This is a genomic window from Virgibacillus natechei (assembly GCF_026013645.1).
Classification (GTDB): Bacteria; Bacillota; Bacilli; order Bacillales; family Amphibacillaceae; genus Virgibacillus_L; species Virgibacillus_L natechei.
Window position 1 is genome coordinate 3,085,179 of record NZ_CP110224.1, and the last position, 16,523, is coordinate 3,101,701.

At 37.0% G+C, this 16,523-nt stretch carries 14 protein-coding genes and 3 pseudogenes; 5 read left to right on the plus strand and 12 right to left on the minus strand.

Annotated features, from left to right (window positions below; all coding sequences use genetic code 11):
• Nucleotides 1-7: 7 nt before the first annotated feature.
• The 5 genes and pseudogenes from OLD84_RS15695 to OLD84_RS15715 all read right to left on the minus strand — a co-directional run bounded on the left by OLD84_RS15695 (nt 8) and on the right by OLD84_RS15715 (nt 4,782).
• A complete protein-coding gene (locus tag OLD84_RS15695) occupies nt 8-196 on the minus strand; it encodes a hypothetical protein (RefSeq protein WP_264917510.1) in 189 nt (62 codons plus the stop codon).
• A 42-nt stretch (nt 197-238) separates the two neighbouring features.
• Nucleotides 239-505, minus strand: a pseudogene (locus OLD84_RS15700) (transposase); the annotation flags it as partial.
• Nucleotides 506-921: 416 nt separating this feature from the next.
• On the minus strand, nt 922-2,211 hold the full coding sequence (locus OLD84_RS15705; RefSeq protein ID WP_209464747.1) for a GntP family permease: 1,290 nt from the start codon (nt 2,209-2,211) through the stop codon (nt 922-924).
• 100 nt (nt 2,212-2,311) lie between these two features.
• The gene (locus OLD84_RS15710) at nt 2,312-3,823 is read right to left on the minus strand and encodes a CoA-acylating methylmalonate-semialdehyde dehydrogenase (protein WP_209464748.1); all 1,512 of its coding nucleotides are present in this window, start codon (nt 3,821-3,823) and stop codon (nt 2,312-2,314) included.
• A gap of 62 nt (nt 3,824-3,885) precedes the next feature.
• Complete coding sequence (locus OLD84_RS15715) at nt 3,886-4,782, minus strand: NAD(P)-dependent oxidoreductase (RefSeq protein ID WP_209464749.1); 897 nt, start codon at nt 4,780-4,782, stop codon at nt 3,886-3,888.
• Between the two features lie 326 nt (nt 4,783-5,108).
• Between OLD84_RS15715 and OLD84_RS15720 the strand changes: the two genes are divergently transcribed.
• On the plus strand, nt 5,109-5,714 hold the full coding sequence (locus OLD84_RS15720) for a TetR/AcrR family transcriptional regulator (protein WP_209464750.1): 606 nt from the start codon (nt 5,109-5,111) through the stop codon (nt 5,712-5,714).
• A 667-nt stretch (nt 5,715-6,381) separates the two neighbouring features.
• On the opposite strand, the gene OLD84_RS15725 is transcribed toward OLD84_RS15720, so the two are convergent.
• The 3 genes from OLD84_RS15725 to OLD84_RS15735 form a co-directional block, all read right to left on the minus strand.
• On the minus strand, nt 6,382-6,936 hold the full coding sequence (locus tag OLD84_RS15725; RefSeq protein WP_209464751.1) for a hypothetical protein: 555 nt from the start codon (nt 6,934-6,936) through the stop codon (nt 6,382-6,384).
• 960 nt (nt 6,937-7,896) lie between these two features.
• Nucleotides 7,897-8,328: an IS200/IS605 family transposase gene (gene tnpA, locus OLD84_RS15730; protein WP_209464752.1), complete on the minus strand. Its 432-nt coding sequence runs from the start codon at nt 8,326-8,328 to the stop codon at nt 7,897-7,899.
• 1,053 nt (nt 8,329-9,381) lie between these two features.
• Nucleotides 9,382-10,152 (minus strand): SDR family NAD(P)-dependent oxidoreductase, encoded by a 771-nt coding sequence (locus OLD84_RS15735; RefSeq protein ID WP_209464753.1) that lies wholly within the window; start codon nt 10,150-10,152, stop codon nt 9,382-9,384.
• A gap of 560 nt (nt 10,153-10,712) precedes the next feature.
• On the opposite strand from OLD84_RS15735, the gene OLD84_RS15740 reads away from it, so the two are divergent.
• Nucleotides 10,713-11,060, plus strand: a complete 348-nt coding sequence (locus tag OLD84_RS15740) for a transposase (RefSeq protein ID WP_264917226.1) — start codon at nt 10,713-10,715, stop codon at nt 11,058-11,060.
• A gap of 23 nt (nt 11,061-11,083) precedes the next feature.
• Entirely contained in the window at nt 11,084-11,926 is an 843-nt protein-coding gene (locus OLD84_RS15745; RefSeq protein WP_264917501.1) for an IS3 family transposase, read from the plus strand.
• 36 nt (nt 11,927-11,962) lie between these two features.
• Here OLD84_RS15745 and OLD84_RS15750 read toward each other — a convergent pair whose 3' ends face one another.
• Nucleotides 11,963-12,193 carry a hypothetical protein gene (locus tag OLD84_RS15750; protein WP_209462393.1) on the minus strand — a complete coding sequence of 77 codons (231 nt, stop codon included), beginning with the start codon at nt 12,191-12,193 and terminating at the stop codon, nt 11,963-11,965.
• A 699-nt stretch (nt 12,194-12,892) separates the two neighbouring features.
• Between OLD84_RS15750 and OLD84_RS15755 the strand changes: the two genes are divergently transcribed.
• Nucleotides 12,893-13,210: a hypothetical protein gene (locus OLD84_RS15755; protein WP_209462394.1), complete on the plus strand. Its 318-nt coding sequence runs from the start codon at nt 12,893-12,895 to the stop codon at nt 13,208-13,210.
• 216 nt (nt 13,211-13,426) lie between these two features.
• Nucleotides 13,427-13,813, plus strand: coding sequence for an integrase core domain-containing protein (locus OLD84_RS15760; RefSeq protein WP_390336675.1), 387 nt, complete (start codon nt 13,427-13,429; stop codon nt 13,811-13,813).
• Between the two features lie 55 nt (nt 13,814-13,868).
• Here OLD84_RS15760 and OLD84_RS15765 read toward each other — a convergent pair.
• The 3 genes and pseudogenes from OLD84_RS15765 to OLD84_RS15775 all read right to left on the minus strand — a co-directional run.
• A pseudogene (locus tag OLD84_RS15765) lies at nt 13,869-14,233 on the minus strand (NAD-dependent epimerase/dehydratase family protein); the annotation flags it as partial.
• 282 nt (nt 14,234-14,515) lie between these two features.
• Nucleotides 14,516-15,241, minus strand: coding sequence for a 7-cyano-7-deazaguanine synthase (locus tag OLD84_RS15770; RefSeq protein WP_209462397.1), 726 nt, complete (start codon nt 15,239-15,241; stop codon nt 14,516-14,518).
• Between the two features lie 195 nt (nt 15,242-15,436).
• Nucleotides 15,437-16,428 (minus strand): annotated as a pseudogene (locus tag OLD84_RS15775) (NAD-dependent epimerase/dehydratase family protein).
• Nucleotides 16,429-16,523 lie beyond the last annotated feature (95 nt).

Sequence of the window (16,523 nt, forward strand, 5' to 3'; positions counted from 1 at the left end):
AATCATACTATAATTCCTGAGCTTTCCCAACTGCACCAACCTTCTCCGGCGCCGAAAAATAAGATAATATCTTCTTTGATGTCACGTGCGGATTACCTTCCTCTGTCACGTATGCCCGGTAACTGCTCCAGCGATAATCTTTAGGTATGCTAACCATTTCCGCTTCTACCGGATTCAGATGGATATATCTGCTCACTTCAAGTTGATATTCTTTTGTTTCGATAAGTTCGGCTCCGTATCGCCCTTGAAAAACATGTCCGACGAGTCGGTGACGTTTGTTAAAATTAGGGCATAGGATGAACCTGAGCATTTTCATAATGTGTTTGATGTGATGTGTGGTGGTTTCTAGTTGGAGGTGAATATGGTTTGTCATGAGGCAGTATGCATGAAGATGGAAGGTATACAGAACCCGAGTTTGTTCCAGCAATTCCAAATAGGATTTTCGGTCTATGTCATCATAGAAAAGTGCGGACCTTCTGTTGCCACGGTTGGTAATGTGATACAAGTTGCCATCCTTTCACATCCTTTAATAGAATGAAATACTGTGAATTAAAGATAAGCTATCTTCAAATTAAAGTCAAGAACATAAGTTCGCTACTAAAAAGGTTAAAATGAAATTATCAGCGTGTAATTTCTGTTAAAGTATGGTTTTAGGGCAATTGCAAAGAATAAAATGGAAAAATAATGAAAAAAGGGTATAGTAAATTTCAATTTTAACTTTTTTATTTTTTTAAAACCACTATGTTAAACCAAATTCTATAAGTGATACATAAAAAAACCACCCTTTAACAAAGAATGGTTTAAATGCTTAAATACCACAATCAATAATTAACAATTATATCCAATTTTTCACTTAAGCACATTAACGTGTTGGGAGTCTGGTCTGACCCCGGATACTCAAGAAGAACAAGCGACACATAATCAATAAATACCGATGCTTGCAAGTAAAATAGCTGGTATTAATGCTAATATTGGAAATACGATTGCTACTACTGCAATATCCCTGTAAGACTGTTTATGTGTTAAACCTGTTACAATCAATATCGTAATAATTGCTCCATTATGTGGCAGTGCGTCCAAACCGCCAGAGGCAATCGAAGCAATTCGGTGAAAAGCTTCTGGGTTAATCCCAGCTGATATAGCGATTTCATTATACTGCTGCCCTAAGGCTTCCATAGTGATACCTAATCCTCCTGATGCTGAACCGGTTGCTCCGGATAATATATTTGAAGCAACCGCCATAGAAATAAGCGGGTTCCCTTCTATTCCCAGAACATAGTCACTTAACTTCTGAAATCCTGGCACTGCTTGTACAACAGTTCCAAAGCCAACTGCTGCAGAAGTATTAATCATTGCCATTACCGAATCAGATGCTCCCTGGTTAAACGATGGAATGAAACCTTTGACTTTGTTTAGTGAAAATATAATAATTATCAAGATACCGATTAATAAACTGACAACAATATCCAGCTGAATAACGTTAAGCGCAACAATTACGGATAGTAGAGGAAGTAAAGAAATGATGATAGGAGGTGCATTTTTTTTCACTTCCTTACTTAGATCCTTGTCTTTTCCTGACTCCTCAAATTCATAACCTAATTGTTTTAATTTCTTTTCCCTGCTTAGAAGGTATAGAATTGATCCTCCTCCCATCACAAGTGATGCGGAAAGTCCCATAATGGGTGCAGCAGCGGCAGTCGTGTTGAAATATTCAGTTGGTATGAGATTTTGAATCTGCGGTGTACCAGGAAGTGCCGTCATCGCAAAGGACATCATCCCTGCTGTAATTGTACCCGGCATCAGTCTTCTTGGAATATTGGCTTGTCTAAACATATTTACTGCCAGCGGATAGACAGCAAATACAACAACGAACACACTTATACCACCATAAGCTAAAACTGCTGAAGCCATAACCACACCAATAATTGCCTGTTTATCACCAAAAACTTTAATGATATTTTGGGCTACGGATTGAGCCATACCGCTGAACTCCATTAATTTACCGAAAATTGCTCCCAACAGAAATACAGGGAACCAACTCTTTGTAAAATCTACAAAACCTTGCATATATACATTAGTATAAGCATCTAACAAGTCAAGTCCACCAAATAGCGCCACAACGCCGGCGCAAATCGGTGCAATCCAGATAATTGACCATCCACGGTAAGCCAGAACGATTAACAGAACTAATCCTAAAACGATCCCTGCCATTAGTTCACCTCCATTTGTTTACATGAATCTTGTTAGGTTAAAATCTAGTTAACTATAAACGTATATGTAAAAGATAGGGCCATTTTCATGACCCTTTTTATTAACTAGTAGGAAAATTAAAGTTCGTTTCATCAGAATCGTCCAGTTCAAACCATCTTTCAGATACTGTTTTTGTTTTGGTAAAGAATCGCGCGGTATCCGGTCCAAACATCTGACCTTCTCCAAAACGTGAATCTTTCCAACCGCCGAAGTTATGGTAGCCAACAGGGATAGGAATAGGCACGTTTACACCAACCATACCCACTTCAATTTCCTGGGTAAATCTACGGGCATCTCGGCCGCTGTTGGTAAATACCGCCACACCATTGCCATACTGATGATCGTTGATTAAGTTTATCGCTTCATCAATTGAACCAACCTCAATGATTGGACGAGCTGGACCAAACACTTCTTCTTTGTACATATTCATATCAGGAGTGATATTATCTAGTAACGTAGCACCAAGATAAAATCCTTCTTTGTTCTCAACATCAGGGTTTCTACCATCTACTACAATATTAGCTCCTTCATTGACCGCGTCATCAATTGCATCTAAAATGCCCTGTTTTGCTTCCGCACTAATGACTGCTCCGAAGTCTGCAGTTTCATCTTCATACGAACCAGCTCTTAGATTTTTCACTTTTTCTTTTAATTTGTCCGTGAATACTGCTGCTGTCTCTTTTCCAACTGGCATTGCTACAGAAATTGCCATACAACGTTGTGATGCTGAACCGTAAGCTGCACCTAGAAACGAATCAACTGCTTTATCAAGATCTGCATCCGGCATAATAACCATGTGGTTTTTCCCACCACCAAAGGCATTTACTCGTTTATGATGCTTGGTACCTGTTTCGTGGATCATTTCTGCTATTTTCGTAGAACCTACAAAGCTTATCGCTTGGATATCTTTATGTGTAATGATGGCATTCACCGTATCTTTATCACCATTTACCACGTTCCAAATGCCAGCAGGTAAACCAGCCTTCTCCCATAGTTCTGAGATTAAAAGAGCAGAATGTGGAACTTTTTCAGATGGCTTTAAGATCATTGCATTCCCCACAGCTACAGCCATCACACTCATTGCGAGCGGTACCATAACTGGGAAATTAAATGGAGATATACATGTTACAACGCCTAGTGGTTGTTTCATCGAATAAGCATTTATGTCTCCACCAACATTTACAGAATGCTCGCCTTTAAGTATTTGTGGTGCCCCAATTGCTAAATCAACCGATTCGATTCCTCTGCTTACTTCTCCCTTTGCATCAGGAATCGTTTTACCGTTTTCCTTCCCTAACACCCGTGCTAATTCTTCCGTATTTTCTACTAATAATTGGCGGAACTTAAATAGTACTTCAACCCTTTTTCCTACAGAAGTTTTTGCCCATTTTGCAGCAGCCTTTTTTGCTAATTGTATCGCCCCGTCCACTTCTTCATCTGAAGCATAAGGAACAGTAGCTATTTTTTGCCCGTTAGATGGGCTATATACATAACCATACTTATCGTTCTCCCCTTTTACTTTTTCGCCATTGATATAATGTGATACTTCTTCTAAAGTCGACATTTTATCCATTCCTCCTTTATCGATTTTATAAAAATACTGCATGGAACACATTCTTTGAAGCTATCAAAAAACTATTTAACTGGTTCTCCCTTTTGTTCGGTTAACATAAGGTATACGGATGACATATCTTTATCCGCGTATCCGTCTATATTATCTTCCAAATAATTTACCAGTGATTCGCCAAGTGGTAATTTTGCTCCATACAAGTTTGAAACATGATTTGCCAGTTTAATATCTTTAAAGAGAAGTGCAGTCGTAAAAGCTCCTTTGTAGTATTCATTTTCGGCGATGAAATTTTTGTAATTCCGTGTAAATATGCCGCTTTGCCCTGAACTTACATTCACAATGTCATAGACTACATCGTGATCCAACTTTACAGCATCTGCGATCGCCAAAGCTTCTGCCATTGCTTGGGTATGGATGCCAGCCATTAAATTATTTATTAATTTGACAATAGTTCCTAATCCATGATCTTCCCCAACATGGAAGATGTTTTTCCCTATCCCTTCAAAATAGGGCCTGGCATCGTTAAAGGTCTCTTTGTTTCCTCCAACCATTACACTTAAGCTAGCTGCCTCTGCTCCCGATACACTTCCACTAACTGGGGCAGCAAGGTATTGAATACCTTTTTCCAACGCTGCATTCGCCACTTTTTTATTCATTTCTGGAGACACGGTACTTAAGTCAATTAGTGTTAAAGGTGCTCCGCCGTTTGCTATTAAACCCTCACTACCTAAATAAACAGTCTCTACTACTTGTGGGGTTGGCAGACTGGTAAAAATAACATTTACATCATCAGGCAGGGGCGCAGAGACAAAGCCAATTTCCCCTCCAATTTCAGCGAACCTTTCTTCACTTTCCCTATTTACATCCATTCCATAAACTGTATAGCCAGCTTTCAATAAATTGCTTGCCATTGGAAAGCCCATATTCCCTAAACCTATAAACCCTACTTTCTTCGTGTTCATTATGCTCCCTCCTTTAAATCGCTTTCATAAATAAAGAAAGCGTTACCATAATTTGCAATTTAATCAGTTCCCATGGCGGATAAATATAAATGGACCAACCATAGAAAACTTGTGAGCCACTATTCATATACAAAACAACTAGTTACCTTCTTGCCTTATCCCCCCTTATTGCTACATTTATTTCACATACTAAAGTCAGATACCTCGGTCACTTAAATAGAATAATAAATGCAAATCTTCAAATAGTCAAGTCTAAAAATTAATTTCAGTTCCATATTTTAAAAGTATTATGCTATCCTTAATATAGAAAAAAGGAGGCACCAATCATGTCTGGGATGACAACGAGAAAGTTAAAAGCCCTTGAAACCAAAAAAGCGCTTTTGGAAACTGGTCTAGAACTTTTTAACAAGAAAGGGTTTGATAACGTTACAGTGGACGAAATTGCAAAAACTTGTAACGTGTCTAAAGGCGCCTTTTATGTACATTTCAAAACGAAATATGATATTTTCAATGAAAAATTTAAAGATATTGATGATTTTTATTCTACATTCTTGGATAAAATCCCTAAAAATATTAGTGCACGTGAAAAAATTCTTACATTTTTTGAAGCGCAGATGGTATATCTCCGGGATAATCTAGGGAAAGATTTAATTCGAACTGTTTACATGAATGCTATGTCACTCACTATCGACAAAAATCATTATTTAGCTAATCCGGAAAGAAATCTTTATCAAATTATCTATTCTTTTGTCCAAGAAGGCATTGATAATAAAGAGTTTAAGGAAGGAATAGCATCGGAACAAGCATCCAAATTAATTACCAGGTGTATGCGCGGCACGATCTATGATTGGATGATTTTTGGAGATGATCTTGACCTTACTCAAGAAATAACCGATTTTACATCTGCTGTTATGGATGGTTTAAAAAGGTAAAAGTAAAATGCAAAGCATTATTAAAAAACCCCCTTCTGCTACTAACTCAAACGAGTTTTGGTAAAAGAGGGGGACGAAAAAAATCCTATTATCTCGCTTGTTACATATAATAGCTCTTACCGAATGAACTATGTTCAACTATTGCGATAATCTAAAAGCAGAAGACACTTTTAAGCGTCTTCTGCTTACTCTGTTACTGTTCAATACACCCTTTCAATCAATCACCAGGTATATACTGAAACACCATTTAACAAGAATGGCATCTTTACGTTTGCACCATATTCGGAACTAGATGATGTATAGATTAAATGCTCCACCTCATGATACTTCCAATATGAAGGCCTCTATCAAACTAGAGCATTATGAAACTACGGAATAAGAGGAATCAAAGATTAATTTAACCACCTCTGATTCCTCTTATTTAAAAAACTGCTACAAATTACACCCACCTAGTAGTAATAACCTTCTTCCGCGTATAAAAGTTAAGTCCACGTGGTGGGGGTCTGACACCAGAATTTCCTTATATTACCTAGCGCTGTACAGTTTTGATCTAGAATTTTCTTGGATAGGTAATATCCGATAGGGCTTGTTACTCCAATAGGATTTTAATTTAACAAAACAGGGAAAATACCAGACACCTCTAATCATAAGCCCTCTTAGAGTAGAGTTATAATATTGCTCCGTTATTTCTTAAATTTGACATAATTTCTGGATTGTCATTTTCAACACTATAAAAAAATACTTCATCTACGTAATTTTCAATATCCCATTCTCTTATACTCCACTCATTTGTAGTGATTAATATTATTTTACTTGATTTACTATTATTTAGATGATTCAAAAAATTGTTATACCTTTTGGGGTTATCTAACACTAATTGAACAGGATAAAACAAAGCGAAAGTACTTTCATTACCTCTAGGATTAGCTGCTGTATGAGTTACATAACTATTTATATTAACAGTCATTTTTCCTAGACTATAATTAGTTGTCGATTTAACAGTATTAGTTAACAGATTTTTGCCAAAAGCTCGATTGATATGATCTGATATATCGGACATAGAACTTGTTCTTATAATACCCTTGTCAAATTCTTTATTTAAACAAGAAATAACTACCCTTACCTTAGCATCATTATCATAACCTCTTACCAATAGTAATTTTTTATTTTTATCACGTAAAAAATCCATTACATTTTTAATAGCCTTTTGTTTATCAGTCATAATAACTCCCCTTTTAGGAATATTCCTGTCATGGGAAACAAATACCTTTCAATTCGGTTCAATGATCTCAACGATGATATCTATATGTTTATCGTGATATAATCTTCTTTCATTATACTCTAGAATATAACAACACTCAACATCTTTTCTGCATATTTAGGTAATTACAAAGTAAATCCAACAATATTTGACTCTTGATATTAAAAAAAGGTTCGGGGGCAAAAACCTTGGATAGCACATCCATCCATGGATAATGAATGACCGTATGTTGGGGTGGAAGGAGGATTTGCTTGATTGAACAGTTAAGAGAGCAACATATACTAACGAGGTAGAAGAGGTTGGGGAGATACTTGCGACAACCGCAACAACAATTCCTACTACATTAGCACCTACATCGTATATATCTGCTCCCCTAAAAAAGAAAGCCTGTAAAATCTCCGTAAATATGGCATAGGTATTGGTGCGAAAATAACAAAAGTTATCAAAATCAGGCGGCCGTGTAAACGTAAAACTTATATCAACGTTACCAAAGAGTGCATTAACGTCTTTTGTACATGTTGCAGTAAAAATAAAGATCATCCATAAAATGACTAAAGCGACCACAATATTACGACGCCCAGATTTTATTGTTATTATGGATGGACCGGTTACACCTTCTTTAATTTAATAAAAGAGGGTGATAATTAATGCAGAATATAATAATCTTACTAATAGTATTAATTATTGTTTTAAAATTAATTTAGTCTAACAGCAGTAGAAATGACTTTGATAGAATGACCGTAGTGAGTGAAGTATTTATGTTTTGCTCATTACGATAATTAAATAATAATATATAAGCTTAAACGACCACCTGCTAAAGCAGGTGGATTTGGACATAAATGTCGGCGACTAAAGTCGCTTTTCAGGCTGAAGTCCTGCTCAAAGTCCTTAAGCTAAAGCATATTCAAAATTTGACTAAACTCATTCTTCAATCTTGAATATGTCGTCCTTGCCTTCATTGAATTGATTGGCTATATAATTTCTTATTATCTCATCTGTTACCGTTCCAACTGTGGCGCAAAAGTATCCTCTTGCCCACAAATGCTGACCCCAATAGCGCTTTTTGAGTTCTGGAAATTCATCCTGTAATAATCTTGATAATCTCCCTTTTAGATACTGCAAAACTTTACTTGGAGCAATACTTGGCGGGCAGGATAACAATAAGTGAATATGGTCTTTACCGACACTTCCTTGCAAAATTGTAATTCCTCTTGCTTCACAACCCTGTCTAATCAATTCCCTTGTCCTTACTGCTATGTGCCCCCGCAATACCTTATATCTATATTTTGTTACCCATATTACGTGATACTTGATATCATACACTGCATGACCACTTTTTCGATATCCGTCCATACTAATCACCTCATACTTCAAGTATGAACATTTAAGGATAAGGCTAAAAGCGGATACCGTCTAAAGACGGTGGAGTTAGACCACGTATTTGTAAGTTACATAGGTAACATAGGATGATTCTTGTTTTAATGGAAAGGTCTTGTGGAGAGAAATCTCTACAGGACTTTTCTTTTTGCTTTCTCATTTATCTAACGAAATATAAAAAGGGAAGGAGTCTGTATATTGGTTTTGTTTCGCCAACTGGATTTTGAGAACCCCAGGTGTCAGAACCATTGTGCATAAGCCATCCATCCTCCCACTTCCTAGAAGAATTAAAAGCAGAGAACAGAAAGGCACAATACCCCATGGAAACAACAAATTCACTGAAAGTTCTTTCTGAACTCCTATAGAGACCCTGAACTTTGGCAACCACTCAAATATCGACTATCTACGAACCAATAGAAATGGGGGTATTATCTAAGGTTTACATCCTGCAAATAAAAGAGTATTTGCGAGTTTATCAAATCTATATAGGGGAGTTATATATTAATTATTCACTGCGTCGTCTAATGTTCCAACTGTACATCACCCAGGTTGCCGGTAATGTCTCATTTTGACTCCTTCATGATTCGTAAGTCAACAGCCTGATGCCGATCTGACCCTAATACGCCTACCCCCACTTTATCACATTAACGTGGCGGGGGTCTGTAAGCCTACCACAGACTCCCGCATCATGTTTCACTGGATTATCTTGCTTATGGTAAGGAACTTCAACAGCGTAAAGAAGAACAGGAAAAGCAGAAAGCCTTCAACAACTGCATCGATGCCTTTCACACATATGAGATAGATACTTCCATCCTTATGAGAAAGGAAAAATCCCCTTGATATTAGCAAAGGAAGATTTAATATATTTGATAAAGAACCCGGAATGGACGGTGGAGCAGAGAATACGGGAATAGGGAGAGATCCACTGTCCCTATCCCCACTCGAAACAGAAAAAAGGAGGAGTTTTACCCCTCTTTTTCCTAACTTATTTTTGCCGTAACTCCGAAGCCCCACCGTCTTCTTTTAAAATTAAACAGACTGGGCGCCTTGTCCTCCGTCAATTCGATAGTAGGATCCGCTTATAAATGAAGCCTTATCTGACGCTAAGAACACCATTAAATCTGCAATCTCTTCTGCTGTTGCATAGCGATTCATTGGTACAGTAGATGCAAATTGTTCTCTTGCTTCCTCTGAGCTTTCACCTGTTGCATTCTTTTCAATTGATTTCATCATTTCTGTATCTACACCTGATGGAGCCACGGCATTCACACGTACGCCGTATTCTGACATCTCCATAGAGGCCGATTTATTTAATCCGATAACCGCGTGTTTCGATGCAATATACGCACTCATTCCTGGTGCACCTAATAAGCCGCCATTCGATGCAGTGTTAACAACAGCGCCGCTTTTCTGCTCCTTCATCACTTCCAGCACATATTTCAATCCAAAGAATACGCCCATCGTATTAACATCAAGTACATTTCTGAAATTCTCCTCCGTTTGCTCTGTGATCGTAGCAAAATCTCCATTAATTCCTGCGTTATTAATGAAAACATCAATATGTCCAAAATAATCTTTTGTTTTTTCTACGTATTCTTTCACTTCATTTTCTTTCGCTACATTCGCTGTCAGCAATAATTTCTCTTTTGCTTCAATAGACTCCGCTGCTTTTTCTAATGCATCCTTTTTCAAATCAACTAAAGCTAGTTTAGCCCCTTCTTTAGCAAATGCTCTTGCCGCTTCGACAGCAATGCCTCCAGCAGCACCTGTAATTAATACTACTTTGTCGTCAAATTGCATGATCGCTCTCTCCTTCTACGCTGTGATTGCTTTTAACAGCTCTCCATATCAGTATTTCACATTAATAAAGATACTATTAAAAGTGACAAATATATGTAATTAAATTTATTTTAATTACATATAAATTTTACCGCTTTTTGTTAAAAATTTCTAATAAAATGCTTTTATAGTGGATATATGATTTAAAGGAAACCAGCAAAACAAGCGATGGGATATTATCAGATCCACAGACTGAACCTCCATTATTATTTATGGAAAATTAATCATGTAGAGATTGACATTTAATGCTATATAATGTTGCTATGGGAAAACAGCGCTTCAGCCTATGATTAATTTAGTTTCGGGGGCTTTCAAAAACAAAACCACTGCCATAACCGCAGCGGCCAAGATTTCTATCTATAGTTAAATTAGCTTTGTCGGAAAAGAATTCTGCTTATTGGCAGGAAATAGACTTCATTTTGAATGACAATTTAATATGGCGGGGGGGTCTGTGAGATTATCCCCTTATAGTAGACACACTGAAAATGAGGGTGTTACGTTGCCTATAGGAGTGATGAATCGTGACTAAACAAAAACGGTATTCCAAAGAATTTAAAAATAAAGTAGTTCAATATTACAATGATAACCCTGGACTCGGTTATCTTAGCCTGGCGAGATTCTTTGATATTTCTTCTGATGAGAGCGTTAGACGTTGGGTGAAAGAAAAGCAATCAAGAGGTGATGAAGCCTTTACACCTATACCTAAAAACACGAATACCAAAAAGAAGAACACAAAAAGAAAAACGAACGAAATCTCTACAGATCGGTGGGAAGATCCGCAGGAAAGCAATGAACGAATTGCTTTCTTAGAAGCGGAGAATGCTTATTTAAAAAAGTTAATTGCCTTAAGGAAGGGGGATTCCGATTAAAAAAGAATCAACGTTATGAGATCATTGAAGAACTAACATCCACTTTCAGTGTTACAGGCCTTTGTATCATCGCTTCTGTATCAAGAAGTGGTTTTTATAAATGGCGGAACAGGCAAAACCAATCTCTTACGAGGAAACAGAAGGAAGATGAACATATAAAAGATTTAATCGTTCATTTTGATCATTTATTTAATCACACATACGGCTATCCACGATTAACGGAAGAAATAAATGATATTCATTTTAAAAAAGTGAATCATAAACGTGTCTATCGATTACAAAAACAACTAGGCATTCAAGCTCAAATATTTAAGAAAAAGGTACGGTATAAGCATGAAGGATATAAAGCCCAGAATGTATTAAATCGGGATTTCCGAGCGAAGAAGCCATTTGAGAAATGGGTAACGGATATCACATATTTATCAACAGGTATCACACGATTGTATCTTTCAACCATTTTAGACCTTTGTACAAAAGAAGTCGTGAGCTATCATGTCAGTGAACATAATGATAATGACCTTGTGGTCCAAACCCTTAACAAAGCTTTAGAAAAAGGTAGTGTAGATGGAACGATGATTCATAGTGACCAGGGACATCAATATACGTCTCACGCCTACACAAACCTTCTAGAAGAAAACGATATGGTTAAGAGCATGTCACGAAAAGCTAACTGTTGGGATAACGCCCCAATTGAGAGTTTTTTTGGACGTTTGAAGGAAGAATCTATGCGCATACATAAACCAAAAACAAAACAAGAAATACGCCGGGTAATTGATGATTATATGGATCTCTATAATCACCGCCGGCGCCAGAAGAAATTAGGCGGTCAAGCGCCTATCAACTATAAACATACAATAGCAGCTTGACCCTCGCCTATTAGTGTCTACTTGACAGGGGTACGCTTACTGACACCAGAACCCAAGCGCATATTCCTCTGTTAACCAATCCGATACAATTTCTCCCCACTTTTCTTCATACATCATTCCTCTCTTTTTCGATTCTCTTTCCTTCGGTAACTGATACTTCTTCACCCTTTCCCAACAAAAACCAGTACGTTTTACAATCTCGTTGATCGATAGTGATTTAATATTCCTTAATTTTTTGATATGATTAATTTCAGGCATTGCCAGCATTCCTTTCATTACTCCCATCATTAACAGTTTAGTCGCTATTAACGATAGGGTTTTTGGATCGGGCTGGCAAGCCTTTTTTATTTGTGCAACCTTCTAAGATTTTGGTTGCAATACTCTCTACTTTTATTATGCACTTAACAAGCATGAAGGTGTGCAATTATCAATAGCAATCCACTAGCTTTCAATCGGTAATGGTTTTAGATTGGTTATAATAAATCATAACCTCCTACTCTACCCCATAATACTCCCTATACCACTCCACAAACTTCTCTAAGCCTTGATCAATAGTCGTAGTAGATTCATAACCCTGTTACTATCCGTCAGTTCATCAATATCTGCGTAGATTGCTTGTACGTCTCCTGGTTGCATAGATAAAAATTCTTTCTGTGCTTCGGTATCTTTAAGCTAACATAAACTCAATGCCTAAATACTACAAATTAATAATTAACAACTAAATCATTTTGTTCACTTTAGAATATTAAGGTGGTGGGGGTCTTACACCAGAATCTCCTATCAGTTTCCCATGGCTGCATATGTAGAGTGTACGTATTCGAATTCTATTGGATAAACACCTTGCTTCCATACCAAGGTGTTTATCCAGTATCTTATGCATCTCCACTTTTTTACTAAATTTTATAAAAACTAGGGTGACAGGCACTCAATCAAATGGTATTATGATAGGAAAGTGAGGTCGATGATATGAATTCAGATAAAAGGGTAGTTTTTCCAAATGAAATGCTAGAAAACAGGCAAATCGAAACAACAATTTTCACACCTGCAAATGATGTTTATGGAGTTGCAGTGCTTTCTGAAAAAGCAGGTGCTACTATCATTTTGCGATTGTATCAATTAGTCGTAGACGCGGATTATACATATCAGCCGGTACAAGAATTGACCGCCTTTAGCTTTGGAAGTCGATCGGAGCTTGATTCTTTTCTGGATAGGCTTCCGGAGATAAGTGGGCTGGAGATGTTGATGCTTTTGAACCCTTTACCAGGGGATGGCCCTGTTAATTGATTTTATTCGGCGTATTATGTGCTTGAGAAATACGTGATCGTTAAGAGGCGATGACCCTTGTACACATAATACGCCTGATAAAACCTTATCTACAAAAAGAAAACCGCGAGAATGAACATCTGCAAGCTGTCCTGGAAGAATTTAAACACAGAAGGCAGAAAGGAACAATACCCCATTGGAAACAACACATTCACTGAAAGTCCATTCTGAACTTCTGTGGAGACCCTATACTTTGGTAACCACTCAAATATCCAATTAGTAATGACAACATTAAATGAAGCAATAAAAAAAGGAGATGTGAGTAATATCTTAATCCATAGCGATCAGGGAAATCAATTCACTTCTCACGAATACACAAATTATCTACAATCAAATCAAATGATAAAAAGCATGTCTAGAAGAGGCAATTGTTGGGATAATGCGCCAATCGAAAGTTTCTTTGGTCGTCTCAAAGAAGAATCTGTCCGCATCCAGAAACCTCGCACAATAGCACAGCTTTACAAAACGATAGAATGGTACATGAACTTCTATAACAATAAAAGAAGACAAAAGGGTTTAGGTTCAAAAGCACCTACACAATATCAACAAAGTTCAGCTGCCTGACCCAAAACCTTCAGTGTCTACTTGACAGGGGTACGCTTACTGACCCCAGAATCTAAAACCCAGTTACATTCGTCAATTCATCAATATCTGCGTATGTAGCTTGTACGTCCCCTGGTTGCATTGGTAAAAATTCTTTCTTTGCTTCGATACCAAGGTGTTTCTCGTTTTGAATAAAGTCCATCAGCTTCACTGGTTGGTTGTTACCGATATTGTACAGTTTATAGGGTGCATAGCTTGAGCTTGGATCCGGGTTCTCTTTATTCCAAGATGCATTTGCTTTTGGTGGATGGTCTAATAACCGAACAATACCATCAACGACATCATCTATATAGGTGAAATCTCGCATCATTTCTCCGTTGTTAAACACCTTGGTCGTCTTGCCTGCAACGATGTTCTTGTAAACGAATAATACGCCATATCCGTAAGATATTGAATTGCACTTTAACACTTTAAAGCAGTGGGGGACTGACCCCGTTGTTTGTAATTTCTTTTAAAATATGGTTTTGGAGCAATTGCAAAGGATAAAATGGAAAAATGAATGAAAAAGGTATAGTAAATTTCAATTTTAATTATTTTATTTAGCTTAAATACTACAAATCAATAATTAACAACTAAATCCATTTGTTCACTTTAGCACATTAACGTGGCGGGGGCTGACCGGTCATACCCCAGAATTCCATGCTCTAATGTTCCAACTATGCTCTAACGCAAAACTTTTCTTCTCACTTTTGACGCAAATTGTATGGCTTTATTTTTCAAAGTCGGCTTAGGTACTCTTCTACCCATGCCCTCTTCCCTAGTGTAGATACAAGGATTACAAAATCCACAAGGTTTATTATTGATTGGACTATGACAGAACCAAGTTTCTTCCATAATATCGGCAAATCCAAATTTCATAGAATTTTGTTCCATCTCTAACTTTGTTAATTGCAGTAAAGGAAAATTATATCTACTGAATATTTTAAGACTCTCAATTGAAGGGTTATCTTTTAAAGTATAAAAAACATCAATACCATCATCTTTCTTCACAATGTCATCCTTTACAAAACCATATACAGTATCATCAATGTGAACAGATAATTCCAGTCCTTTTATATCTTCACTATCTGCAAATCTAGCAAGCCAATCGTATTGTCCACCTAAATGTGACATGTCAGCTAAGATTCTATAATTACGTGTAATCTCTTCGTTTGGAGGAATGTCTTTAATATTAATATTTATAGTCGGCTTGATTCTATCTTTTGCTTCTGGATCTTTAACTTCAATCATTTGTTTTATTTTTTCCATAGCTTCGATTTCAAAATCAGTGGATACTCTGTCTGTATCCATTACATAATAAGGTTGTATTTTTCTTTTTTTATTTAAAACCAAATCTAATACCCTGTACGTAGAATCCCAGCCACTTGTCCATAATATATTATATTCCATTGTTTAGCACTTCCCTCAATAAAATACTACCTTCTATTCTAACATCACTTTCATGAATAAACCCAAATATTTGGCGGAAAAATTCTTGGCCAAACTTGATATGATCCATAGGCATAGTTGCTCCCCATAATTCCGGGAATCAATATTATAAAATCATTCAAACTATATCTCTCCATCAATATATACACTTCTAGTTTACCCATAATACTCCCTATACCACTCCACAAACTTCTTCAACCCCTCGTCAATAGTCGTAGTAGGTTTAAACCCAGTTACATCCGTCAATTCATCAATGTCTGCGTATGTTGCTTGTACGTCCCCTGGTTGCATTGGCAAAAATTATTTCTTTGCTTCGATACCGAGGTGTTTCTCCAACGTTTGAATAAATTCCATTAGCTTCACTGGTTGGTTGTTACCGATATTGTACAGTTTATAGGGTGCATAGCTTGAGCTTGGATCCGGGTTCTCTTTATCCCAAGATGCATTTGCTTTGGGTGGATGGTCTAATAACCGTGTAATGCCGTCAACGATATCATCGATATGGGTAAAGTCTCATATCATTTCCCCGTTGTGAAACACCTTAATCGTCCTGCCTTCAACGATGTTCTTCGTAAACGAATAATATGCCATATCCGGATGACCATGCGTTCCATAGACCGTGAAGAATCGAAGTCCTGTTATTGGGATGTTATATAAGTGACTATATGTGTGCGCCATTAACTCATTTGAATTCTTCGTTGCTGCATATAAGCTGACTGGGTGATTAACTTCATCACTCGTTGAGAATGGAATCTTTACGTTTGCACCATATACCGAACTAGATGATGCATAGATTAAATGCTTAACGTCATTATAACGAGATGCCTCCAAAATATTCATGAACCCTTGAATGTTGGAATCAATATAGGCATGAGGATTTTCCAGACTGTAACGAACTCCTGCTTGCGCTGCTAGATTAATAACCACTTCAATATATCTTCCTGATCAAAACAATAATTCAATGCCCCCACAGTCAGCCAAATCTTCTTCATAAAACACCAAAGAATCGAATAGACATAGAACCTTCAAACCATCTCGTTTTAATTGATTACGTTGTCGTAATCAATTACCTGATGCCTCTTTTCTAACAAGCGTTTTGAAAGGTGCATATCTATGAAACTGGCAGCACCATAGACTAATATATCCATCAAAACATAGATTTTTTAAATTTTTAATTAAGTCCATATCATATTATAATCAGAAAAGACACTTCAACATACAATACTTTAAATTGGCGGGAGTC

What these genes read in the sequence shown, in the direction of transcription:
- OLD84_RS15705 (WP_209464747.1), bottom strand. Translation starts at nt 2,211, where the DNA reads ATGGCAGGGATCGTTTTAGGATTAGTTCTGTTAATCGTTCTGGCTTAC.
- OLD84_RS15710 (WP_209464748.1), bottom strand. Translation starts at nt 3,823, where the DNA reads ATGGATAAAATGTCGACTTTAGAAGAAGTATCACATTATATCAATGGC.
- OLD84_RS15715 (WP_209464749.1), bottom strand. Translation starts at nt 4,782, where the DNA reads ATGAACACGAAGAAAGTAGGGTTTATAGGTTTAGGGAATATGGGCTTT.
- OLD84_RS15720 (WP_209464750.1), top strand. Translation starts at nt 5,109, where the DNA reads ATGTCTGGGATGACAACGAGAAAGTTAAAAGCCCTTGAAACCAAAAAA.
- OLD84_RS15725 (WP_209464751.1), bottom strand. Translation starts at nt 6,936, where the DNA reads ATGACTGATAAACAAAAGGCTATTAAAAATGTAATGGATTTTTTACGT.
- tnpA (WP_209464752.1), bottom strand. Translation starts at nt 8,328, where the DNA reads ATGGACGGATATCGAAAAAGTGGTCATGCAGTGTATGATATCAAGTAT.
- OLD84_RS15735 (WP_209464753.1), bottom strand. Translation starts at nt 10,152, where the DNA reads ATGCAATTTGACGACAAAGTAGTATTAATTACAGGTGCTGCTGGAGGC.
- OLD84_RS15750 (WP_209462393.1), bottom strand. Translation starts at nt 12,193, where the DNA reads ATGCTGGCAATGCCTGAAATTAATCATATCAAAAAATTAAGGAATATT.
- OLD84_RS15755 (WP_209462394.1), top strand. Translation starts at nt 12,893, where the DNA reads ATGAATTCAGATAAAAGGGTAGTTTTTCCAAATGAAATGCTAGAAAAC.
- OLD84_RS15770 (WP_209462397.1), bottom strand. Translation starts at nt 15,241, where the DNA reads ATGGAATATAATATATTATGGACAAGTGGCTGGGATTCTACGTACAGG.